We start from the raw sequence: 21616 nt of genomic DNA on the forward strand, positions 1-21616 counted from the left end.
TTCTGTATGACGCTCAAGCTCGCCATCGCGCAACTCAATTTTGTGGTGGGCGACCTCGTCGGCAATGCGCAGAAGATCGTCGGCGCCGCACGCGAGGCCTACGCGCAAGGCGCGCGCCTTCTGCTGACACCCGAACTCTCGATTGCCGGCTACGCGGCGGAAGACCTGTTCCTCCGTCCCGCCTTCACCGAAGCCTGTGATGATGCCGTGAAAGGCATCGCCGCCGCGCTGGCCGACCTCAAAGACATGGTCGTGGTGGTGGGGCATCCCAGCGGCGGCAGCCTGCGCAGCCGATCTGTGGCCGTGCAGTTGCGCCACAACGCGGCCAGCGTGCTCAAGGAAGGCCGCATCCTCGAGACCTACGCCAAGCGCGAACTGCCGAACTACCAGGTGTTCGACGAGCGCCGCTACTTCACGCCGGGGCAGGGCACCTGCGTGTTCGAGGCGGGCGGCGTGTCGGTCGGGCTGCTGATCTGCGAGGACGCCTGGTTCGACGCACCGGCCGAGCTGGCGCGCGCCGGCGGCGCCGAGGTGCTGGCGGTGATCAACGCCTCGCCGTACCACGTGGGCAAGGAAGGCGAGCGCGTGGCGCGCATGGCCGACCGCGCACGCGCCGTGGGGCTGCCGCTGGTCTACGCGCACCTGGTGGGCGGGCAGGACGAGGTGGTGTTCGACGGCGCCTCGTTCGCGCTGCAGGCCGACGGCGCGCTGGCCGCGCAGGCCGAGAGCTTTCGCGAGCGGCTGGTCTTCATGGAGCTCGCGCGCGGGGCGCAGGGCGGCGTCGCCGTCGTGGCCGATCCGTCGGCCATCGCCGCGCCGCGCGACGCCGAGGCGCAGCTGTGGGACGCGCTGGTGCTCGGTGTGCGCGACTACGTCGGCAAGAACGGTTTTCCGGGCGCGATCCTGGGGCTGTCGGGCGGCATCGACTCGGCACTGGTGCTCGCGATCGCGGTGGACGCGCTGGGCAAGGACAAGGTCCGCGCGGTGATGATGCCGTCGCCCTACACGGCCGACATCAGCTGGATCGACGCGCGGGACATGGCCGGCCGGCTGGGCGTGCGCTACGACGAGATTTCGATCAAGCACACCTTCGAGTCCTTCAAGGCCGCGCTGGCCGGGGAGTTCGCGGGCCGGCCGGAAGACACGGCCGAGGAGAACATCCAGGCCCGCATCCGCGGCACACTGCTGATGGGGCTGTCGAACAAGTTCGGCGCCATCGTGCTGACCACCGGCAACAAGAGCGAGATGGCCACCGGCTACTGCACGCTCTACGGCGACATGGCGGGCGGCTTTGCGGTCATCAAGGACCTGCTCAAGACCACGGTGTTCGCGCTGGCGCGCTGGCGCAATGCCCACGACCCCTATGGCACCGGCGCGGCGCCGATTCCCGAGCGCATCATCACGCGGCCCCCGAGCGCCGAACTGCGCCCCGACCAGACCGACCAGGACAGCCTGCCGCCCTACGACGTGCTGGACGGCATCCTGGCACGCTACATGCAGGACGATGAAGGCATCGACGAGATCATTGCCGCGGGCTACGACCGCGCGGTGGTCGAGCGGGTTGCGCGGCTCATCAGGATCAACGAATACAAGCGGCGCCAGGCGCCCGTAGGCATCCGGGTCACCCACCGAAGCTTCGGCAAGGATTGGCGTTACCCTATCACCAGCAAGTTCAACGAAACCGCCGGAGCACAAAAACCATGAAGCAGATCACCGCCATCGTCAAACCCTTCAAGCTCGAGGACGTGCGCGAAGCCCTCGCCGAGGTGGGTGTCACCGGCCTCACGGTGACCGAGGTCAAGGGCTTCGGCCGCCAGAAGGGCCACACCGAGCTGTACCGCGGCGCGGAGTACGTGGTCGACTTCCTGCCCAAGATGAAGGTCGAAGTGGTCGTCAACGAGAGCGACGTGGAGCGCTGCATCGAGGCCATCGTGAGCTCGGCGCGCACCGGCAAGATCGGCGACGGCAAGATCTTCGTGACCGAGGTGGAGCGCATCGTGCGCATCCGCACCGGCGAAGAAAACGAAAACGCAGTCTAGAGCTCGCCCCCAGGCTTCGCGCACTTCGTGTCGCTTCGCCAACCCCCTGCCGGGGGCAACACCTGCGGCCCGGCAAAGCCGGTTCCGCGGTGTTCGCTGGAATGGGACCCCGAGGCTTTTGGGGTTTTCGGGTCAGAGGTTTTCTGAGAGCTTGTCGTCGCGGGGGTGCAGGGGGACTTCGGCGCGCAGCGCGGTCAGCAGCTCAGGCACGTCGGTGCCGGTGCGCACCAGGTCCATCTGCCATTCGCCCATGAAGCCCTCGCGCACGCTGTGCGCCAGGAAGCTCAGCAGGCCGTCGTAGTAGCCGGCGGTGTTGAGGATGCCGGTCGGCTTGTCGTGGTAGCCGAGCTGGCGCCAGGTCCAGATCTCGAACAGTTCTTCAAAGGTGCCGATGCCGCCCGCCATCGCGAGGAAGGCGTCGGCGCGTTCGCCCATCATGGCCTTGCGCTCGTGCATGGTGTCGACCACGTGCAGCTCGTCGCACAGGGGGTTGGCCAGCTCCTTGTCGACCAGGGCCTTGGGGATGATGCCGACGACGCGGCCGCCGGCCTGGCGGGTGGCCTCGGCCACCGTGCCCATCAGGCCTGTGCGGCCACCGCCGTAGACGAGCTGGCCGCCGTGGCTGCCGATCCACTGGCCCACGGCCTGGGCGGCCTGGGAAAACTCGGGGCGCTCGCCGGGGCGCGAGCCGCAATACACGCAAATCGAAAATTCAGGGGTCATCCTGCGATCATGCCGCAGGCGGCGGACCTGCTCATGACACGAAGCGTTGCCACAGGGCCGCGGCCCAGATGCCGCCGCACAGCGTGAGCGACAGCAGGACGGCGGCGCTGCCCATGTCCTTCGCGCGCTTGGAGAGGTCGTGCCATTCGGGGCCGATGCGGTCGATGGCGGCTTCCACCGCCGTATTGAGCAGCTCCACGATCATCACCAGGATGGCACTGCCGGCGAGCAGCGCCACCTCGACCCAGCTGCGCCCGAGCCAGAAGGCGGCCGGGATCATCAGCATCGACAGGATGGCTTCCTGGCGGAACGCCGGCTCGCTCCAGCCGGCGCGCAGGCCGTGCAGCGAGATCAGGGTGGCATGCCAGACGCGCTCGAAGCCCTTGCGGGCCTTCTGCGGATTCACGGCGGGGTCGGGCAGGGCACTCATTGGCGGCTCATCGGCTTGGAGGTGATGAGCCGCGTACCGGCCCAGGCGTCGTGCCAGAACTGGCGCTCGGGGTGAAAACGGGCCAGCAGCGCCCAGATGGCGACCCAGCCGAAGATCAGGACGGTCGACTCGCCGCCCGACAGCTTGAACGGGGCGATGGCGGCCAGCGGCGGCAGGAACCAGACCCAGCTCAGCAGGTAGCGCGCCAGGGCGCGGCCCTGGCTGACGGGCCGGCCGTGGCGGTCGACGATGCGGATGTTCCAGGTCTTCATGGCCAGCGTCTGGCCCTTGGCCCAGAACCAGACGAAGTAGACGCCGAACACCACGAAGAGGAAGGCCTGCAGCAGGTGCCGCCGTTCGTCCATGGCGTCGCGCATCTGGCCCAGCGTGCTGAACAGCCAGCCGGACACGAACACGACCGCGAACAGCAGCATGCCCTCATAGAGCCAGCAGGCCATGCGCCGCCACAGGCCAGGCACCGCGGGAGCGTTGGGGGTGGATAAAGAGGGCGAGGCCGATTGGCCGGGTCCCGAGGCCTCGGGCGAACTGGAAACCATCGAAACCTTCGGTCAGGGGGCGGAGGACGAGGCCGCAGGCGCCGTGGCCGCGGACGGCGCTGGCACCTGGGCCTCGGCGGGCACCGGCGGCGGCGTGAGGCTGCTCGGCGCCGACGCCGCCGGGGCGACCACGGTGCTGGCCGGCACTGCGGGGCGTTCCGCGGCGGCAGGGGGCGTCGCCGGCGAACTCACCACGATGGCCGCCGGCGGCAGCACGGGCGTGGGCGGCGTGGCCGGCACGATCCGGGGCGTGTGCTGCCCGGGCGGCGTGACGGCCGGCACGGGCACGAGCTTCTGCGACGAGACCGGGCGCACCGGCAGGGCGGCGCCGCGGGGCTTGGGCGGGGCACTCTCGGCGAGCTTGCGTTTTTCTTCTTCGCTCAGCGCCTGGTACTGCTCCCACTTGAGCTTGCGCTCGTCGGCAGGCAAGCGCTTGACCTCGGCGAAATTCAGGCGGGCCTGGGCGCGCTGCTGGTTGCTCAGCGCCGCCCATTCGATCATGCGGCTGTGCAGCGTGACCTGGTCGTCGGCGGGCATGTTCGCGTAGTTGCGCGACAAGGCCAGCCACTTGCGCTTTTGGCCGGCGTTCAGCGTGTTCCAGTGCGAAGCCAGCGGCTTCAGGGCGTGCTGCTGCTCGTTGCTCAGTTCGTTCCACAGGGGCTTGGTCGTGGCAACGGCCTTGGGGCTTGCCGCGCCATTGGTGGCTGCGGCGTGCGTGGCGGGCTTGGCGGTTTCGGGCAGCGTCTGTGCATCGGCCAGCGTCAGGCCGAAGGCAGCGGCTGCCAGCGCACCCGCCCAAACGACGGCGCCCGCCGGGAGCGGGCGCAACGGAAGCAGGGCTTTCGCACGGGAAACGGAGCGGCGTCGCATTCGGTCGGGCAAGGTGTTCAGTCGGAGGCGCTGTCGGACTTCAGGAATTGGGCGAAGCCGGGATCGGTGTAGGCGGCGGGCGGCAGGTCGCCCGTCAACAGGGCCGAGTCGACCTCGGCGAGTTCGCTGGCGCGGTCGTCGTCCTGCAGCACGCTGATGGTGATCAGGCCGGCCACCAGGGCGATGAGAGGTACCACGGAACCGATGCGCGTCCACCAGCTGCCGCCCAGCGTGACCGTGTGGCCCGACTGGACCGCGACGGGCGCCGTGCGCAGCTGCGGCGCCTGCTTGCGCGCGGCCACGGCCTGCGAACGGGCAACGCGCAGACGCTCGCTGATGTCGTGCGGCAACGCTTGATTGCCGTCCGACAGCCGGGCCGCCAGCCGTTGGCCGAAGCGGTCTTCTGCTGCGCTGGATTGAGAGGTTGGAACCTTAGTGTTCATAGCGATATTCCCTTGGCCTTGAGCGCCTTGCTCAGAGCGTGGACAGCTCGCGAACAATGGGTTTTGACGCTGCCCTCGGAGCAGCCCATTGCGGCGGCCGTCTCTGCGACGTCCATTTCCTCCCAGTAACGCATCAGGAAAGCCTCGCGTTGACGGCCGGGCAAAGCCGCGATCTGTTCTTCTATTTCGTGAAAGACCTGGCTGCGGCGGGTGGTGTCTTCGGCGCTCTCCGATTCCCTGGAGTCGGTTGGCGAGACAAAGTTCTCCAGCAGGTCGAAATCCTCGCCGTTGTCGGCCGGTTCGAAGTCGCTCAGGTTGGAAAAAAGGGCGCGGCGGGTCTTCTGGCGGCGGAACCAGTCGAGCGTGCAGTTCGACAGGATGCGCTGGAACAGCATCGGCAGTTCCTCGGCAGGCTTGTCGCCGTAGTGCTGGGCCAGCTTCATCATGCTGTCCTGCACGATGTCCAAGGCCGCTTCTTCGTCCCGCACGTGATAGACCGAGCGCTTGAAGGCCCGTCGTTCGACGTTTTTCAGGAAGTCGGAGAGTTCGTGTTCAGTAGCCAAATGAGAGGGGGCGGCGGGGCGCGCCGCGTGGGGAGGATGTTTGGCGAACGCTCATGTTTTTATGCCGCGGATTATGCCTTTGTGCCAAGACAGGGCACCTGAAGCGAGTCTGAACGCGCTGGTAGTGTCATAATCCGCCTTGCAAGTCAAAAGGCAAACGGGTCACGGTCCGGCGGAACATCAGTCCGCTCATGGCTTTGGCCTCAAGTCCTGGCGCGGCCCCACAAGGGCTGGCAAGGGGCACCCAAGGTTTTTCGTTCCCGAAAAAACACAAAGGTTGATCATGGAAATCTCGAAGGCGGAACTCGCTTCCGCAGCAGCCGCGTCCTCTGGCGCCGGCAACACCACGCAAGAACTCATGGGCGCTGAAGTGCTGGTCAAGGCACTGCAGGCCGAAGGCGTCCAGTACATCTGGGGCTACCCGGGCGGCGCGGTTCTCTACATCTACGACGCGTTCTACAAGCAGGACACCATCCAGCATGTGCTGGTGCGCCACGAGCAGGCCGCCGTGCACGCAGCCGACGGCTATGCGCGCGCCACCGGCGAAGTCGGCGTGGCACTGGTCACTTCCGGTCCCGGCCTGACCAATGCGGTCACCGGCATCGCGACGGCGTACATGGACTCGATCCCGATGGTGATCATTTCCGGCCAGGTGCCGACGGCCGCGATCGGCCTGGACGCCTTCCAGGAATGCGACACGGTCGGCATCACGCGTCCCATCGTCAAGCACAACTTCCTCGTCAAGGATCCGAAGGATCTGGCCATGACGATGAAGAAGGCCTTCCACATCGCACGCAGCGGCCGTCCCGGCCCCGTGGTGGTGGACGTGCCGAAGGACGTGTCCTTCAAGAAGATTCCGTACAGCGGCTATCCCGACAAGGTCGAGATGCGCTCGTACAACCCGGTGCGCAAGGGCCACGGCGGGCAGATCCGCAAGGCGCTGCAACTGCTGCTGGCGGCCAAGCGCCCCTACATCTACACCGGCGGCGGCGTGCTCCTGGGCAACGCCACGAACGAACTGCGCACGCTGGTCGACATGCTGGGGTACCCCGTCACGAACACGCTGATGGGCCTGGGCGCCTACCCGGCGAGCGACCGCAAGTTCCTGGGCATGCTGGGCATGCACGGCACCATCGAAGCCAACAACGCGATGCAGAACTGCGACGTGCTGCTGGCCGTGGGCGCGCGCTTCGACGACCGCGTGATCGGCAACCCGAAGCACTTCGCGCAGAACGAACGCAAGATCATCCACGTCGACATCGACCCGTCGAGCATCTCCAAGCGCGTGAAGGTTGACATCCCGATCGTCGGCGACGTGAAGGACGTGCTCACCGAGCTCATCTCGATGATCCGCGAGAGCACCACCAAGCCCGACGCCGGCGCGCTGGCCGACTGGTGGAAGACCATCGAAAGCTGGCGCTCGCGCGACTGCCTCAAGTACGACCGCGACAACAAGGACGTGATCAAGCCGCAGTTCGTGGTCGAGACCCTCTGGAACATGACCAAGGACGCCGACACGTACATCACGTCGGACGTCGGCCAGCACCAGATGTGGGCCGCCCAGTACTACCGCTTCGACGAGCCGCGCCGCTGGATCAATTCGGGCGGCCTGGGCACCATGGGCGTGGGCATTCCCTACGCCATGGGCATCAAGCTCGCCAAGCCAGACTCGGAAGTGTTCACCATCACCGGCGAAGGCTCGGTGCAGATGTGCATCCAGGAGCTCTCGACCTGCCTGCAGTACAACACGCCGATCAAGATCTGCTCGCTCAACAACCGCTACCTGGGCATGGTGCGCCAGTGGCAGGAGATCGAATACTCCGGCCGCTACAGCCACAGCTACATGGATGCGCTGCCCAACTTCGTGAAGCTTGCCGAGGCCTATGGCCACGTCGGCATGCTAATCGAGCGTCCACAAGACGTGGAGCCGGCGCTGCGCGAGGCGCGCAAGCTCAAGGACCGCACGGTGTTCATGGATTTCCGTACCGACCCCACCGAGAACGTGTTCCCGATGGTCAAGGCCGGCATGGGCATCACCGAGATGCTGCTGGGTTCCGAAGATCTCTGATCCGGAACATTCGTTCGTTCAACCTTTACTGACGAATCTATTGCCCGCCAAGCCCGCGCATTACCGTGCACGGGGGAGGGCGGCGAAAGCGAAAGCTTCCGCGTAGGCGAAAAGAGGAGTCACGCCAACATGAAACACATCATTGCAGTGCTGCTGGAAAACGAGCCGGGTGCTCTTTCCCGCGTGGTGGGCCTGTTCTCGGCCCGTGGCTACAACATCGAATCGCTGACCGTGGCGCCGACCGAGGACGCAAGCCTCTCGCGCATGACCATCGTCACCAACGGCTCGGACGACGTGATCGAGCAGATCACCAAGCACCTGAATCGCCTCATCGAGGTCGTGAAGGTGGTCGACCTGACCGAAGGCGCCTACACCGAGCGCGAGCTCATGATGGTGAAGGTGCGTGCGGTGGGCAAGGAACGCGAGGAAATGATGCGCATGGCGGAAATCTTCCGTGGCCGCATCATCGACGTGACCGACAAGAGCTACACCATCGAGCTGACTGGCGACCACGGCAAGAACGACGCTTTCCTGGAAGCGATCGACCGTGGCGCCATCCTCGAGACGGTGCGTACCGGCGCCAGCGGCATCGGGCGCGGCGAACGCATCCTGCGGGTCTGACACCATGATTCGGAGCTCAGTCGCTGCCCGTTCGGGCTGAGCTTGTCGAAGCCTCCGCGCGAGCGGGGACTGCATTGAGCCCTTCGACAGGCTCAGGACGAACGGCACAACAACACACTGCAACTCGCTTATCTATCTGGAGAACATCATGAAGGTTTATTACGACAAGGACGCGGACCTCAGCCTGATCAAGGGCAAGACGGTTGCCATCATCGGCTACGGCTCGCAAGGTCACGCACACGCGCAGAACCTGAACGACAGCGGCGTCAAGGTCGTGGTCGGCCTGCGCAAGGGCGGCGCTTCGTGGGACAAGGTCGGCAAGGCCGGCCTGCAGGTCGCTGAAGTCGCTGACGCCGTGAAGTCGGCCGACGTCGTCATGATCCTGCTGCCCGACGAGCAGATCGCCGCCGTCTACAAGAACGACGTGGCCCCGAACATCAAGGAAGGCGCTTCGCTCGTCTTCGCGCACGGCTTCAACGTGCACTACGGTTTCGTGCAGCCGCGCGCCGACCTCGACGTGTGGATGGTCGCTCCCAAGGCTCCGGGTCACACCGTGCGCGGCACGTACACGCAAGGTGGCGGCGTGCCGCACCTGATCGCGGTGCACCAGGACAAGAGCGGCAAGGCGCGTGACCTCGCGCTGAGCTACGCCACCGCCAACGGCGGCGGCAAGGCCGGCATCATCGAGACCAACTTCCGCGAAGAAACCGAGACCGACCTGTTCGGCGAGCAAGCGGTTCTGTGCGGCGGCACGGTCGAGCTGATCAAGGCTGGTTTCGAAACGCTGGTGGAAGCCGGCTACGCGCCCGAAATGGCGTACTTCGAATGCCTGCACGAGCTGAAGCTGATCGTCGACCTGATCTACGAAGGCGGCATCGCCAACATGAACTACTCGATCTCGAACAACGCCGAATACGGCGAGTACGTCACGGGCCCGCGCATCGTGACCGACGAGACCAAGAAGGCCATGAAGAAGGTCCTGCAGGACATCCAGACCGGCGAATACGCCAAGAGCTTCGTGCTCGAAGCCGCTGCCGGCCAGCCGGTGCTGATCAGCCGCCGTCGCCTGAACGCTGAGCATCAGATCGAAGTCGTCGGCGAAAAGCTGCGCGCGATGATGCCCTGGATCAAGAAGAACAAGCTGGTCGACCAGACCCGCAACTGATCTTCAGAGGCAAGAGCCAACGGGGTGCTTCGGCACCCTGTTTCGGAGGGCCACCCGTCGCGGTGGCCCTTTTGTTTGAAGGGGAGCGCACAGGTCCCCTGAACTACACTGCGAAGCATGCGATTCACAGACCAAGATGCTATCGAATGGATAGCTGACCGGGCAGTTCCCACGAGGGACGGAGGCCAATTCAATGCATGACGACACCGTCCCCGACGACGCGCAGCCACGCAAGCGTCGCAAGGGCATCTACATCCTGCCGAACCTGTTCACGCTGGCGGCGTTGTTCGGCGGCTTCTACTCGGTCGTGATGGCCATGAACGCGCGCTTCGACCTGGCCGCGCTCGGCGTCTTCGCCGCGATGGTGCTCGACAGCCTCGATGGGCGCGTGGCCCGCATGACCAACACACAGAGCGCGTTCGGCGAGCAGATGGATTCGCTGTCCGACATGGTGTCGTTCGGCGCCGCGCCCGCGCTCATTGCCTACGAGTGGTCGCTCAAGGGCCTCGGACGCTGGGGCTGGATCGCCGCCTTCGTGTACTGTGCCTGCGCCGCGTTGCGGCTCGCGCGCTTCAACGTCAACACGGGCGTGGTCGACAAGCGCTGGTTTCAGGGCCTGCCGTCGCCGGCGGCCGCGGCGCTCGTGGCGGGCTTCATCTGGCTCGTCAACGAATGGGGCAAGCGTGGTGGCGAGGTGCTGTACCTCTCGTGGACGCAGATCACCTGGGTCACTTTCGCCTTCACGCTGTACGCGGGCCTCACCATGGTGACCAATGCGCCGTTCTACAGCTTCAAGGACATCCAGATGAAGAAGAGCGTGCCCTTTGTCGTGATCGTGCTGATCGCGCTGGGCATCGCGGTCATCAACATCCATCCGCCGACGGTGCTGTTCAGCCTCTTCGTGGCCTATGGCCTGAGCGGCTACGTGGTGTACGCGTGGCGCAAGGCCAAGGGCCAGCCGGTGAGCGTGATCAGCACCTCGACCGAAGAGCCCGACGAGCGGGGGCTGCACAACTGAAGCCCCGGGCCTTCACAGGCCCGCGAAGGCTGTGCTACATTCGCAACCCTCATGACCAAGATTTCGCTGCTGGCCCTACTAGCCCTCCCTCACGGGCGGAGACGGTAGCGCACGCGCTAATCCTTCATCACGGCCCGTTCGCACCAGCAACGGGCCGTTTGTCTTTTGGGGTTGCTGGTTGAGTTCCAACCATCACAGAGAAATCGACATGCTCAAGCAACCTCAAGCCAAATACCGCGCATTCGCCCCGATCGGTCTCAAGGACCGCACCTGGCCCGATGCCGTGCTGACCAAGGCCCCGATCTGGCTGTCGACGGACCTGCGCGATGGCAACCAGGCCTTGGTTGAACCCATGGACATCGCGCGCAAGATGCGCATGTTCGAAACCCTCGTGGCCATCGGCTTCAAGGAAATCGAAGTCGGCTTTCCCTCTGCGTCGCAGGTCGAATTCGATTTCGTTCGCAAGCTCATTGAGGAAGACCGCATTCCCGACGACGTGACGATCCAGGTGCTCACGCAGGCGCGCGATCACCTCATCGAACGCACCTTCGAAGCCTTGCAAGGTGCGCCGCGCGCCATCGTCCACCTCTACAACGCGGTGGCCCCCGTGATGCGCCGCGTGGTGCTCGGCATGGACGAAGACCAGATCGTCGAACTCGCGAGCAGCCATGCCCGCATGTTCAACGACTTCGCCGCAAAGCAGCCGAACACGAAGTGGACCTTCCAGTATTCGCCCGAGATGTTCTCGGGCACTGACGTGGTCTTCTCCAAGCGCGTGGTCGACGCGGTCACCGAAGTCTGGGCACCGACGCCCGAGCGCAAGTGCATCGTCAACCTGCCCACCACGGTGGAGCATTCCACGCCGAACATCTTCGCGGACATGATCGAGTGGATGCACCGCAACCTCGCACGCCGCGACTCGATCGTGCTGTGCGTGCACCCGCACAACGACCGCGGCACCGGCACCGCGGCTGGTGAGCTGGCCTTGATGGCCGGCGCCGAGCGCATCGAAGGCTGCCTCTTCGGCAACGGCGAGCGCACCGGCAACCTCGACCTCGTGAATGTCGCGCTCAACCTCTACACGCAGGGCGTCTCGCCGGAACTCGACTTCTCGAACATCGACGAGATCCGTGCCACGGTCGAGCACTGCAACCAGATCCCGGTACACCCGCGCCATCCGTATGTCGGCGACCTCGTCTACACCTCGTTCTCGGGCTCGCACCAGGACGCGATCAAGAAGGCGTTCGCCGCGCGCAAGGACGGCGACATCTGGGACGTTCCGTACCTCCCCATCGACCCGAAGGACGTGGGCCGCAGCTACGAAGCCGTGATCCGCGTGAACAGCCAGTCGGGCAAGGGCGGCATGGCCTACCTGCTCGAGAGCGAGTACGGCCTCGAGATGCCGCGCCGCCTGCAGATGGAATTCATGCAGGTCGTGCAGCGCGTGATGGACGTGGGCGGCAAGGAGCTCACCGCCGCCGACCTTTGGCAGATCTTCGTGAACGAGTACGGCATCGAGACCGCCAAGGCCTTGCAGCATCGCGTGATCCAGGAAGAAGGCGAGGGCGCCGAGGCCACCGTGGTGCTGCGCGGCGACCTGCCGTGGGACGGTGAAACGCGTGCCATCGAAGGACGCGGCAACGGCCCGATCGACGCCTTCACGCAGGCGCTGAGCCAGGCCACCGGCCACACGGTGCGCGTCATGGACTATCACCAGCACGCCATCGGCGCGGGCGCCGACGCCAAGTCGGTGGCTTATCTCGAGCTGCGCGTGGACGAGTCGCAGACGCTGTTCGGCGTCGGCATCGATGCGAACGTGATCTCGGCCTCGCTGAAGGCGATCGTGTCGGGGGTGCAGCGGGCCAGGGGCCGGGGCGCGCGCAGCGCACAATCGGTGGCTGAAGTCGCCTGACGCACCGGCACCAGCCGCACGCGCAAGGTGGGAACGAACCAAGGAGATCCACGATGACCGACCAACTCATTATTTTCGACACCACCTTGCGCGATGGCGAACAGTCGCCCGGCGCCTCGATGACGCGCGACGAAAAATTGCGCATCGCCAAGCTGCTGGAGCGGCTCAGGGTCGACGTCATCGAAGCCGGCTTTCCGGCCAGTTCGAACGGCGACTTCGAGGCCGTGAAGGCCATCGCCAACGCGATCAAGGACTCGACGGTGTGCGGTCTCTCGCGCGCCAACGACCGCGACATCGCACGCGCGGCCGAGGCCCTGAAGGGCGCGGCACGCGGGCGCATCCACACCTTCATCGCGACCTCGCCGCTGCACATGGAAAAGAAGCTGCGCATGTCGCCCGACGAGGTGCATGAGCAGGCCAAGCTGGCCGTGCGCTTCGCGCGCAACCAGATCGCCGACGTCGAGTTCAGCCCCGAAGACGGCTACCGCAGCGACCCCGACTTCCTGTGCCGGGTGCTCGAAACCGTGATCAACGAGGGCGCCACCACCATCAACGTGCCCGACACCGTCGGCTACGCCATCCCCGAGCTGTACGGCAACTTCATCAAGATGCTGCGCGAGCGCATTCCCAACAGCGACAAGGCGATCTGGTCGGTGCATTGTCACAACGACCTGGGCATGGCCGTGGCGAACTCGCTGGCCGGCGTGAAGATCGGCGGCGCGCGCCAGGTCGAGTGCACGATCAACGGCCTGGGCGAGCGCGCGGGCAACTGCTCGCTCGAAGAAGTGGTCATGGCCGTGAAGACGCGCAGGGACTACTTCGGGCTCGACCTGAACATCGACACCCAGCACATCGTGGCCGCCAGCCGCATGGTCAGCCAGACCACCGGCTTCGTGGTGCAGCCCAACAAGGCCGTGGTGGGCGCCAACGCGTTCGCGCACGCCTCGGGCATCCACCAGGACGGCGTGCTCAAGGCGCGCGACACCTACGAGATCATGCGCGCCGAAGACGTGGGCTGGACTGCCAACAAGATCGTGCTGGGCAAGCTCAGCGGCCGCAATGCTTTCAAGCAGCGCCTGCAGGACCTGGGCGTGACGATGGAAAGCGAAACCGAGGTCAACGCCGCGTTTGCGCGTTTCAAGGAGCTGGCCGACCGCAAGTCCGAAATTTTCGACGAGGACATCCTGGCGCTGGTCAGCGCGGAAGAGCTGTCGCACGTTGGTGAACAGTTTGCTTTCGTCTCTCTCTCCCAGCACAGCGAAACCGGCGAACGGCCTCAAGCCAAGATCGTGTTCACGGTCCAGGGCAAGGAAGTCACCAGCGAATCCGACGGCAACGGGCCTGTCGATGCGTCGCTCAAGGCCATCGAGGCCCACGTCAAGAGCGGCGCCGAGATGGTTCTTTACTCTGTAAACGCCATCAGCGGCTCGACGGAAAGCCAGGGAGAAGTTACAGTCCGGTTACAAAACGCAGGGCGGGTGGTCAACGGTGTGGGTGCAGACCCAGACATCGTGGTCGCTTCGGCAAAGGCTTATTTGAGTGCGCTCAACAAGTTACAGAGCCAAGCTGAGAGAGTGGCGGCACAAGGTTAGGTTTTCAGGCGTTCCTTGGTATTCGAATGAAGAAGAGGATGCAAGTAACTGATATTGCGTGTCTTTTTTGATTTCGATACACTGCGGTCCTCGTTTGTTGCCGCTGGAGATTTATTGATGCCTGAAACCCGTCTACGTCGAGTTTCCATCCAGCGGTTCCTACCCGCCTTCAAGTTCCTCGCCGTGGCGCTGTGCGCCTCGGCGTTTTTGCTGCCTGGCGCCCAGGCTGCGAAGAAGGAAAAACCCGCTGCCGCCAAGTCCGCCGTCGCCAAGAAGGCGAAGGCCCCCGCAGAAACGAAGCAGCGCAATGCGTCCGCTTCCAAGGTGGCGCGCGGCGGTCGCGCCGAGCAGGCCGACAAGGTCGTGCGCGGTGGCCGCAATGTCGTTGCCACCATCCACAAGAAGAACGGCAAGACCGTCGTCGCCGTGCAGCGCCGTTCGGTGGTGCGCGTCGAGACGCCAGCCCGCCAGTCCTTCGGCCAGATGGCCGGCCTGCACAGCACCGACGACGCGCTCGACCTGAAGTCGAGTGTCGCCCTGGTGATCGACCAGGACACCCACGAAGTGCTGTTCAGCAAGAACGACCACGCCGTGCTGCCGATCGCTTCGCTCACCAAGCTCATGACCGGTCTGCTGATCAGCGAGGCCCATCTGCCGAACGACGAACTCATCACCATCACGCAGGACGACGTCGACACCGAAAAGGGCAGCCGTTCGCGCCTGACCGTCGGTACCACGCTGTCGCGCGGCGAGCTGCTGCACCTGGCGCTGATGTCCAGCGAAAACCGCGCAGCGCACGCACTGGGCCGCACCTACCCGGGCGGCCTCACGACCTTCGTGAGCATCATGAATGCCAAGGCCCGCATGCTCGGCATGAAGGACACGCGCTACGTGGAGCCCACGGGCCTGTCCAGCCGCAACCAGTCGAGCGCGCAAGACCTGGCGCTGCTGGTCAACGCAGCCTATTCCGACGCCACCGTGCGTTCGCTGTCCACGTCGCCGGAATACCAGGTCGAGGTCGGCAACCGCGTGCTGCAGTTCAACACCACCAACCGCCTCGTGAAGAGCCCGGAATGGGACATCGGCCTGCAGAAGACCGGCTACATCTCCGAAGCCGGCCAGTGCCTCGTGATGCAGGCCAAGGTGGCCGGGCGCAAGCTGATCATGGTGTTCCTGGATTCGGCCGGCAAGTTCAGCCGCATCGCCGACGCCGAGCGGGTTCGCCGCTGGGTCGAGGCCACGCACGCCGTGTCGGGTCCGCGTGGCTTCCAGGTCGCCGGCTGAGATCGGTTGAGCGGGAGGCCGTCTAGCGGCCGGCCTGCCGCCCTTGTGGAAGGGCCAACCGGCTGACTCGCCGGGATAGAGAGGGAAAGAGTCGAAAGAAAACGGGCGCTCAGGCGCCCGTTGTCACGTTAGCGCCCGACGCAGGCGTTGCAGCCATGCCGTCCTTGAAGCCCAGTGCGCCCGAGATTTCGTTGGCGGTCGCCTGCAGCTTGGGCAGCCAGCCTTCATCGAGGCGATCGGCCGGGGCCGAGATCGACAGGCCCGCCACCAGCTTGCCTTGGTCGTCGTAGATGCCGGCGGCCATGCAGCGCACGCCCAGTTCCAGTTCTTCGTTGTCGCGGGCGATGCCGTACTGGCGCGCCTTCGACAGCTCGCGCTCGAGCGCGGGCAGCTGAGTGATGCTGTTGCGGGTGTGGCCGGCCAGGCCGGTGCGCGTGGCGTAGCTGCGCACGCGCTGGGGATCGTCGGCGGCCAGGAACAGCTTGCCGGTCGAGGTCAGGTGCAGGGCGGCACGGCCGCCGATGGCGCGCACCACCTGCATGCCCGAACGCTCGCTGTAGGCGCGTTCGATGTACACGATCTCGTCGCCCTGGCGCATGCTGAGGTTGACCGGCTGCTGCGTGAGCTTGTGCAGCTCGCGCATCGGGCCCAGGGCCGCGTCGCGCACGTTCAGCCGGCCCTTGACCAGGTTGCCAAGCTCCAGCAGGCGCATGCCGAGGCGGTAGCTGCCGGCTTCGGGCCGGTCGACGAAACGGCCGACCGCGAGGTCATTGAGGATGCGGTGCGTGGTCGACGGGTGCAGCCCCGTCTTTTCGCTGATTTCCTTCAGCGAGATCGCTTCTTCGCGCGAGGCCAGGACGTCGATCAGCGAGAACATGCGCTCGATGACCTGGATGACGGGAGTGGCGGGAACGTCGGATAGGTTTTTTCTCATGGCGCAATGCGGTGATGACCGTGCGCCATTTTACCTTGTGAAATCGCTCGGCGCCTGCCAGTGGCCGTCCACCAACACTTCGTGCGGGGAAAAGCGGGCCTTGTAGTGCATCTTGGGGCTGCGCTCGATCCAGTAGCCCAGGTAGACGTGCGGCAGCCCCAGCTTGCGGGCCTGCTCGATCTGCCACAGCACGCTGTAGGTGCCGTAGCCGGCACCGTCCTCGGGCTCGTAGAAGGTGTAGACGGCCGAGATGCCGTCGCTGAGCACATCGAGGATGGACACCATCTTCAGCGCGCCCGGGCTGCCGTCGGGCAGGGTTTCGCGAAACTCGACCAGCCGCGAGTTGACCCGGCTTTGCAGCAGGAACTGTGTGTACTGGTCGATGCTGTCGTGGTCCATGCCGCCGCCCGAATGGCGGCCGGTCTGGTAGCGCAGGTAGAGCTGGTAGTGCTCGGGCACGAAGCACAGCTTGAGCACGCGCGCCTGCAGGTCGGCGTGCTGCTTGGCGGTGCGGCGCTGGCTGCGGTTCGGCTTGAAGCTGTGCGCCAGCACGCGCAGCGGGATGCAGGCGCGGCAGCCGTCGCAATACGGCCGGTAGGTGAACATGCCGCTGCGCCGGAAGCCGCTGAGCACCAGGTCGGAGTAGGCGTCGTTGTGGATCAGGTGGCTGGGCGTGGCCACCTGCGAGCGGGCCTGGCGATCCGGCAGGTAGCTGCAGGGGTAGGGCGCCGTCGCGTAGAACTGCAGCGTGTGAAGCGGAAGATCCTTGAGGTGCGTCACGTCACGTCACGTCGAAAGAAGGGGGCGCTCGGAAAGGAGTTCGGACCAGTATACGGGGTCGAATTGCCACTGCGGGCCCTCCTGTTTTCGGGCCTGGGCCACGTGCGCGACGAAGCGCGCGCGCGGCATTTCGCGGGCGCCGAGGCTGGCCAGGTGCGCGGTGTTCTGCTGGCAGTCGATCATCGCGATGCCGGCGCGTCGGCACAGCGCGACCAGGCCGGCCAGCGCGATCTTCGAGGCATCCGGGCGGCGCGTGAACATCGACTCGCCGAACACGGCCCGGCCCAGCGCCACGCAGTAAAGCCCGCCCGCGAGTTCGCCGTCGATCCAGGTTTCGACGCTGTGGGCGTGCCCGGCGCGGTGCAATTGCGTATAGGCCTTCACCATGTCCGGCACGATCCAGGTGCCCGACTGACCGGCCCGCGCCGACTGCGAACAGGCCTGGATCACCGTTTCAAAATCGTGATCGATGCGCAGCTCGCAGCCGGGCATCGCGGCAAAGCGGCTCAGGGTCTTGCGCAGCGAGCGATGCAGCCGGAAGTCGTTCACCCGCAGCACCATGCGCGGGTCGGGGCTCCACCACAGGATGGGCTGGTCGTCGCTGAACCAGGGGAAGACGCAGCGGCTGTAGGCCTGCATCAGAGTATCGACATCGAGGGAGCCGCCGGCCGCCAGCAGGCCGGGCACCGGGTCCCGTTCGTCCCACGCCGAAGCGGGGTCGGGCAGTGCATCTCCGGGTTCGAGCCAAGGCAGTTGTCGCATGGATGCAGGTATACACGGCTTCTCGAAAACGCAAGCCAGTTGAGGGAAAATCCCGCTCACACGGGAACAGTCCACAAGGCTGCGGCCCTGGTGCCACCGCCGATGGCACGCGAGACAACCCCACAAGACCCGTCGAAAAACCTATAGTGCACAGCTTGCTTTCGCAGTACCACAGCGGATCCGGCAGGCATGTGCAGGGCGCCGGGGATCAGCACAAGAGGACCACGTTGACCACTGAACCCAATCCCACGCGCTTCGGCAGCGGCCAGGCGGTGCGCCGCCTCGAGGACGAAAGCCTGCTCGCAGGCGCCGGCCGTTACACCGACGACGTCACGCTCTCCGAGCAGGCGCATCTCGTTTTTCTCCGATCCCCCTATCCGCATGCGCGCATCGTGTCCATCGACACGTCCGCGGCCGTCGGCATGCCCGGCGTGCTGCGCGTGATCACCGGGGCCGACCTGGCCGAGGCCGGCGTCAAGCCGATGCCCGGCGCCGCGGGCTTCAAGCGCGCGGACGGCAGCGACAGCGCCAGCCCGCCGCGCCGCGCCATGGCACACGAGCGCGCGCGCTTCGTCGGCGAACCGGTAGCGTGCGTCATCGCCGACACCGTGCAGCAGGGGCGCGATGCGGCCGAGGCTGTCATGGTCGACTACGAAGAACTGCCGATGGTGGTCGACCTCCCAGGCGCCACCGCCGACGGCGCGCCGCTCCTGTGCGACGAGGCCACCGGCAACATCGCCGCCGAGATGCGCCATGGCAGCAGCGAAGCCGCCACCGCCGCGTTCGAGCGCGCCGCCCACGTGATTGCCCTGGACGTGAACAACCAGCGCGTGGTCGCGCTCACCATCGAGCCGCGCGCCGTGCTCGCCACGCACGACAGCAAGACCGACCGCCTCACGATCCGCATGAGCACCCAGATGCCGTCCGGCGTGCGCGATTCGGTCTGCGCGGCCATTGGCCTCGCCAAGGAAAAAGTGCGCGTGGTCGTGGGCGACGTCGGCGGCGGCTTCGGCATGAAGACCGGCGCCTATCCCGAGGACATCGCGGTCGCCTACGCCGCGCTGCAGGTGGGCCGGCCCGTGAAGTGGGTGGCCGACCGCAGCGAAGAGTTCCTCTCGAGCGCGCACGGCCGCGACATCGAGGCGCGCGCCGAAATGGCGCTCGACGCCGACGGCAAGATCCTGGCCCTGCGCATCAAGACGCTCGCCAACGTGGGCGCCTACGCCACCGGCACCGGCGTCGCGATCCAGCTGCTGATCGGCCCCTGGGTGCAGACCAGCGTCTACGACATCCAGACCATCGACTTCCATTTCAAGGCGGTGCTCACCAACACCGCGCCCACCGGTGCCTACCGCGGCGCGGGCCGGCCCGAGGCCATCTTCACTATCGAGCGCCTGATGGACGAAGCCGCGCGCCAGACCGGCATCGACCGCATTGCGCTGCGTCGGCGCAACTTCATCCGCCCCGAGCAGATGCCCTACAAGAACCCGATGGCGCAGACCTACGACACGGGCCAGTTCGAGTCGGTGATGGACCAGGCGCTGCAGCTGGCCGACTGGCAGGGCTTCGAGGCCCGCGCGGCCGAGTCGGCGGCGCGCGGCAAGCAGCGCGGCCTGGGCATTGCCACGTTCCTCGAATGGACCGGCGGCAACGTGTTCGAAGAGCGCGTGACCGTCTCGGTGCAGGCCGACGGCGTGATCGAGGTGTTCTCGGCCGTCAATGCCATGGGGCAGGGCATTGCGACCTCGCTCGCGCAGTTGGCCGTCGATGCCTTCGGCGTGCCCATCGAAAAAGTGCGCGTCGTGCTCGGCGACACCGACCGCGGCGACGGCTTCGGCAGCGCCGGCTCGCGTTCGCTCTTCACCGGCGGCTCGGCCGTGCGCATCGGCGCCGAGCGCACCATCGACAAGGCACGCGAGCTCGCGGCGCAGGAGTTCGAGGCCTCCATCGACGACATCGTCTACAGCCGTGGCACCTTCATCGTGGCCGGCACCGACCTCGAACTCGACCTGTTCACCCTGGCCGCCAAGCAGCCGGGGCGCGAGATCTTCGTCGACTCCACCAGCACCGTGGCCGGCCCGAGCTGGCCCAACGGCTGCCACATCTGCGAGATCGAGCTCGACCCGCCCACCGGCGAGATCAGCGTCGTGGCCTACAGCTCGGTCAACGACGTGGGCCGCGTGGTCAACCCGATGATCGTGCGCGGCCAGCTCGAAGGCGGCGCGGTGCAGGGCATCGGCCAGGCGCTGTACGAGCAGGTGGTGTACGACAGCGAAACCGGCCAGCCCGTCACCGGCAGCCTCATGGACTACGCCGCGCCGCGCGCCGACATCGTCGATACCATGTTCCAGATGGAAATGGACGAATCGACGCCCTGCAAGAACAACCCGCTGGGCGTGAAGGGCGTGGGCGAGCTGGGCACCATCGGCGCCACGCCGGCCATCGTCAACGCGGTGGCCGACGCCTTCGCACGCAACGGCCTCGGCGCCCGTGCGCCCCGCCTGCACATGCCGCTGAGCCCGTCGCGGGTCTGGCAGGCGATGCAGACGATCGACTGAGCGCCGCCGGCCGGTGATCGAAGGGCGACGAAAGTCATCATGCGCGTCACCACCGAACTGCAGACCGACGCGATCCGCGTCTCGACCTACTGCTGCGACGCGGGCGTCGGCGCGGCGCCGTTCACCGAGATACACGAGACGCACTCGGTCTCGTACGTGCGCAAGGGCAGCTTCGGCTGCCGCGCGCTCGGCCGCGATTACGAACTGGTGGCCGGCGCGGTGCTGGTCGGCGCGCCGGGCGACGACTACGTCTGCACCCACGAGCACTTCGCCTGTGGCGACGAATGCCTGTCGTTCCACTTCTCGCCGGGCTTCGTCGACCTGATCGGCGCCGACCGGCGCAGCTGGCATGCCTCGGCGTTGCCGCCGCTGCCCGAACTCATGGTGCTCGGTGAACTCGCGCAGGTCGCGGTCGAAGGCGGCAGCGACGTGGGCCTGGACGAACTGGGCATGGGCTTCGCCAGCCGTTTTCTCGACGTGGTGAAAGGGCGTGGCAAGCCGGCAGCGCCGCCGTCGGCCACGCCGCGCGACCGTCGCCGTGCGGTCGAGGCCGCGACCTGGATCGAGGCCCACGCCGCCGGCGAGATCGGCCTGGAAGACGCGGCCGCCCAGGCGGGCCTGAGCGCTTTCCATTTCCTGCGGTTGTTCTCCCAGGTGCTGGGCGTCACGCCGCACCAGTACCTCGTGCGCTCCCGGCTGCGCCGTGCGGCGCGGCTGCTCGCGGACAGCGACCTTGCTGTCACCGACGTCGCCCTCGAGGCCGGCTTTGCCGACCTGAGCAACTTCGTGCGCACCTTCCACCGCGCGGCCGGCGTGTCGCCGCGCGGGTTCCGGCTCGCCGCCAAGGGCGACCGCAAGATTTTCCAAGACCGCCTGGCCGCGCTGCTTCACGATGACCGCTTGATCCACCCTTCAAGCAGGAAGTCATCGTCATGTACGACCACATCGGACTGAAAGTCAAAGACCTCGCCGTGAGCCGGCGCTTCTACGAAGCCGCGCTCGCGCCGCTCGGCCATGTGCTGGGCTCCCACGACGACAGCTACGCCGGCCTCGGCCCGGCCGGCGAACCGGCGCTGTGGCTCTATGCCACGAAAGATGCCAAGGGCCCCGGCACGCACATCGCGTTTCGCGCGCCCGACCATGCGGCCGTCGCCGCCTTCCACAAGGCCGGCTTGAAGGCCGGCGGCACCGACAACGGCGGCGCGGGGCCACGCGCCGACTACAGCCCGACCTACTACGCGGCCTTCCTCATCGACCCCGACGGCAACAACGTCGAGGCCGTCTGTCCCTGACACGA

Annotated in this window: 21 protein-coding genes; 12 read left to right on the forward strand and 9 right to left on the reverse strand. The window is 66.3% G+C overall.

Going from position 1 to position 21616, the window contains the following annotated elements; all coding sequences use genetic code 11:
* Positions 1-6: 6 nt before the first annotated feature.
* Together AC07YS_RS03540 and AC07YS_RS03545 are read left to right on the forward strand one after the other, a co-directional pair.
* Positions 7-1704, forward strand: a complete 1698-nt coding sequence (locus AC07YS_RS03540) for an NAD+ synthase (protein WP_062481432.1) — start codon at positions 7-9, stop codon at positions 1702-1704.
* The gene (locus AC07YS_RS03545; protein WP_056580191.1) at positions 1701-2039 is read left to right on the forward strand and encodes a P-II family nitrogen regulator; all 339 of its coding nucleotides are present in this window, start codon (positions 1701-1703) and stop codon (positions 2037-2039) included. The genes AC07YS_RS03540 and AC07YS_RS03545 overlap by 4 nt, the downstream gene beginning before the upstream one ends.
* A 132-nt stretch (positions 2040-2171) precedes the next feature.
* On the opposite strand, the gene AC07YS_RS03550 is transcribed toward AC07YS_RS03545, so the two are convergent.
* From AC07YS_RS03550 to AC07YS_RS03575, 6 genes are read right to left on the reverse strand one after another with little or no spacing between them, the layout of a single operon-like run.
* Positions 2172-2762, reverse strand: coding sequence for an LOG family protein (locus tag AC07YS_RS03550; RefSeq protein WP_095950203.1), 591 nt, complete (start codon positions 2760-2762; stop codon positions 2172-2174).
* Positions 2763-2793: 31 nt separating this feature from the next.
* On the reverse strand, positions 2794-3192 hold the full coding sequence (locus AC07YS_RS03555) for a diacylglycerol kinase (RefSeq protein ID WP_062481435.1): 399 nt from the start codon (positions 3190-3192) through the stop codon (positions 2794-2796).
* On the reverse strand, positions 3189-3749 hold the full coding sequence (locus AC07YS_RS03560; RefSeq protein ID WP_495264208.1) for an RDD family protein: 561 nt from the start codon (positions 3747-3749) through the stop codon (positions 3189-3191). The genes AC07YS_RS03555 and AC07YS_RS03560 overlap by 4 nt, the downstream gene beginning before the upstream one ends.
* 12 nt (positions 3750-3761) lie before the next feature.
* Positions 3762-4577 carry a DUF3106 domain-containing protein gene (locus AC07YS_RS03565; protein ID WP_495267497.1) on the reverse strand — a complete coding sequence of 272 codons (816 nt, stop codon included), beginning with the start codon at positions 4575-4577 and terminating at the stop codon, positions 3762-3764.
* A 59-nt stretch (positions 4578-4636) separates the two neighbouring features.
* The gene (locus AC07YS_RS03570) at positions 4637-5062 is read right to left on the reverse strand and encodes a DUF3619 family protein (RefSeq protein WP_062478060.1); all 426 of its coding nucleotides are present in this window, start codon (positions 5060-5062) and stop codon (positions 4637-4639) included.
* Positions 5059-5625, reverse strand: coding sequence for an RNA polymerase sigma factor (locus AC07YS_RS03575; protein WP_062478063.1), 567 nt, complete (start codon positions 5623-5625; stop codon positions 5059-5061). The genes AC07YS_RS03570 and AC07YS_RS03575 overlap by 4 nt, the downstream gene beginning before the upstream one ends.
* Before the next feature lie 283 nt (positions 5626-5908).
* On the opposite strand from AC07YS_RS03575, the gene AC07YS_RS03580 reads away from it, so the two are divergent.
* From AC07YS_RS03580 to AC07YS_RS03610, 7 genes are all read left to right on the forward strand, one after another.
* Complete coding sequence (locus AC07YS_RS03580; RefSeq protein WP_062478065.1) at positions 5909-7693, forward strand: acetolactate synthase 3 catalytic subunit; 1785 nt, start codon at positions 5909-5911, stop codon at positions 7691-7693.
* Positions 7694-7822: 129 nt separating this feature from the next.
* Positions 7823-8314 carry an acetolactate synthase small subunit gene (ilvN, locus tag AC07YS_RS03585; RefSeq protein ID WP_062478068.1) on the forward strand — a complete coding sequence of 164 codons (492 nt, stop codon included), beginning with the start codon at positions 7823-7825 and terminating at the stop codon, positions 8312-8314.
* Between the two features lie 148 nt (positions 8315-8462).
* Complete coding sequence (ilvC, locus tag AC07YS_RS03590) at positions 8463-9479, forward strand: ketol-acid reductoisomerase (RefSeq protein WP_062478069.1); 1017 nt, start codon at positions 8463-8465, stop codon at positions 9477-9479.
* Between the two features lie 193 nt (positions 9480-9672).
* Complete coding sequence (gene pssA / locus AC07YS_RS03595) at positions 9673-10497, forward strand: CDP-diacylglycerol--serine O-phosphatidyltransferase (protein WP_062478071.1); 825 nt, start codon at positions 9673-9675, stop codon at positions 10495-10497.
* 208 nt (positions 10498-10705) lie between these two features.
* Positions 10706-12409, forward strand: a complete 1704-nt coding sequence (gene leuA, locus AC07YS_RS03600) for a 2-isopropylmalate synthase (protein ID WP_495267498.1) — start codon at positions 10706-10708, stop codon at positions 12407-12409.
* Positions 12410-12462: 53 nt separating this feature from the next.
* Positions 12463-14001 carry a 2-isopropylmalate synthase gene (locus tag AC07YS_RS03605; RefSeq protein ID WP_070060915.1) on the forward strand — a complete coding sequence of 513 codons (1539 nt, stop codon included), beginning with the start codon at positions 12463-12465 and terminating at the stop codon, positions 13999-14001.
* A gap of 117 nt (positions 14002-14118) precedes the next feature.
* Complete coding sequence (locus AC07YS_RS03610) at positions 14119-15285, forward strand: serine hydrolase (RefSeq protein WP_062478078.1); 1167 nt, start codon at positions 14119-14121, stop codon at positions 15283-15285.
* Between the two features lie 109 nt (positions 15286-15394).
* Here AC07YS_RS03610 and AC07YS_RS03615 read toward each other — a convergent pair whose 3' ends face one another.
* The 3 genes from AC07YS_RS03615 to aat are packed head-to-tail and all read right to left on the reverse strand — an operon-like array spanning position 15395 to position 17761.
* The gene (locus tag AC07YS_RS03615) at positions 15395-16219 is read right to left on the reverse strand and encodes an IclR family transcriptional regulator (RefSeq protein ID WP_070060913.1); all 825 of its coding nucleotides are present in this window, start codon (positions 16217-16219) and stop codon (positions 15395-15397) included.
* A 30-nt stretch (positions 16220-16249) separates the two neighbouring features.
* Positions 16250-16999 (reverse strand): arginyltransferase, encoded by a 750-nt coding sequence (locus AC07YS_RS03620; RefSeq protein ID WP_062478083.1) that lies wholly within the window; start codon positions 16997-16999, stop codon positions 16250-16252.
* A 6-nt stretch (positions 17000-17005) separates the two neighbouring features.
* On the reverse strand, positions 17006-17761 hold the full coding sequence (gene aat / locus AC07YS_RS03625; RefSeq protein ID WP_495267499.1) for a leucyl/phenylalanyl-tRNA--protein transferase: 756 nt from the start codon (positions 17759-17761) through the stop codon (positions 17006-17008).
* A 227-nt stretch (positions 17762-17988) separates the two neighbouring features.
* On the opposite strand from aat, the gene AC07YS_RS03630 reads away from it, so the two are divergent.
* Genes AC07YS_RS03630 through AC07YS_RS03640 form a run of 3 tightly spaced genes read left to right on the forward strand, consistent with a single transcriptional unit; the run spans position 17989 to position 21611 of the window.
* Positions 17989-20319, forward strand: a complete 2331-nt coding sequence (locus AC07YS_RS03630) for a xanthine dehydrogenase family protein molybdopterin-binding subunit (RefSeq protein WP_495267500.1) — start codon at positions 17989-17991, stop codon at positions 20317-20319.
* A gap of 39 nt (positions 20320-20358) precedes the next feature.
* Positions 20359-21273, forward strand: coding sequence for a helix-turn-helix domain-containing protein (locus tag AC07YS_RS03635; protein ID WP_495267501.1), 915 nt, complete (start codon positions 20359-20361; stop codon positions 21271-21273).
* A complete protein-coding gene (locus AC07YS_RS03640; protein ID WP_095950192.1) occupies positions 21252-21611 on the forward strand; it encodes a VOC family protein in 360 nt (119 codons plus the stop codon). Before AC07YS_RS03635 ends, AC07YS_RS03640 begins: the two co-directional genes overlap by 22 nt.
* Positions 21612-21616: the final 5 nt, after the last annotated feature.

This window comes from Variovorax sp. GW458-11-26-14-LB1 (genome assembly GCF_059423965.1).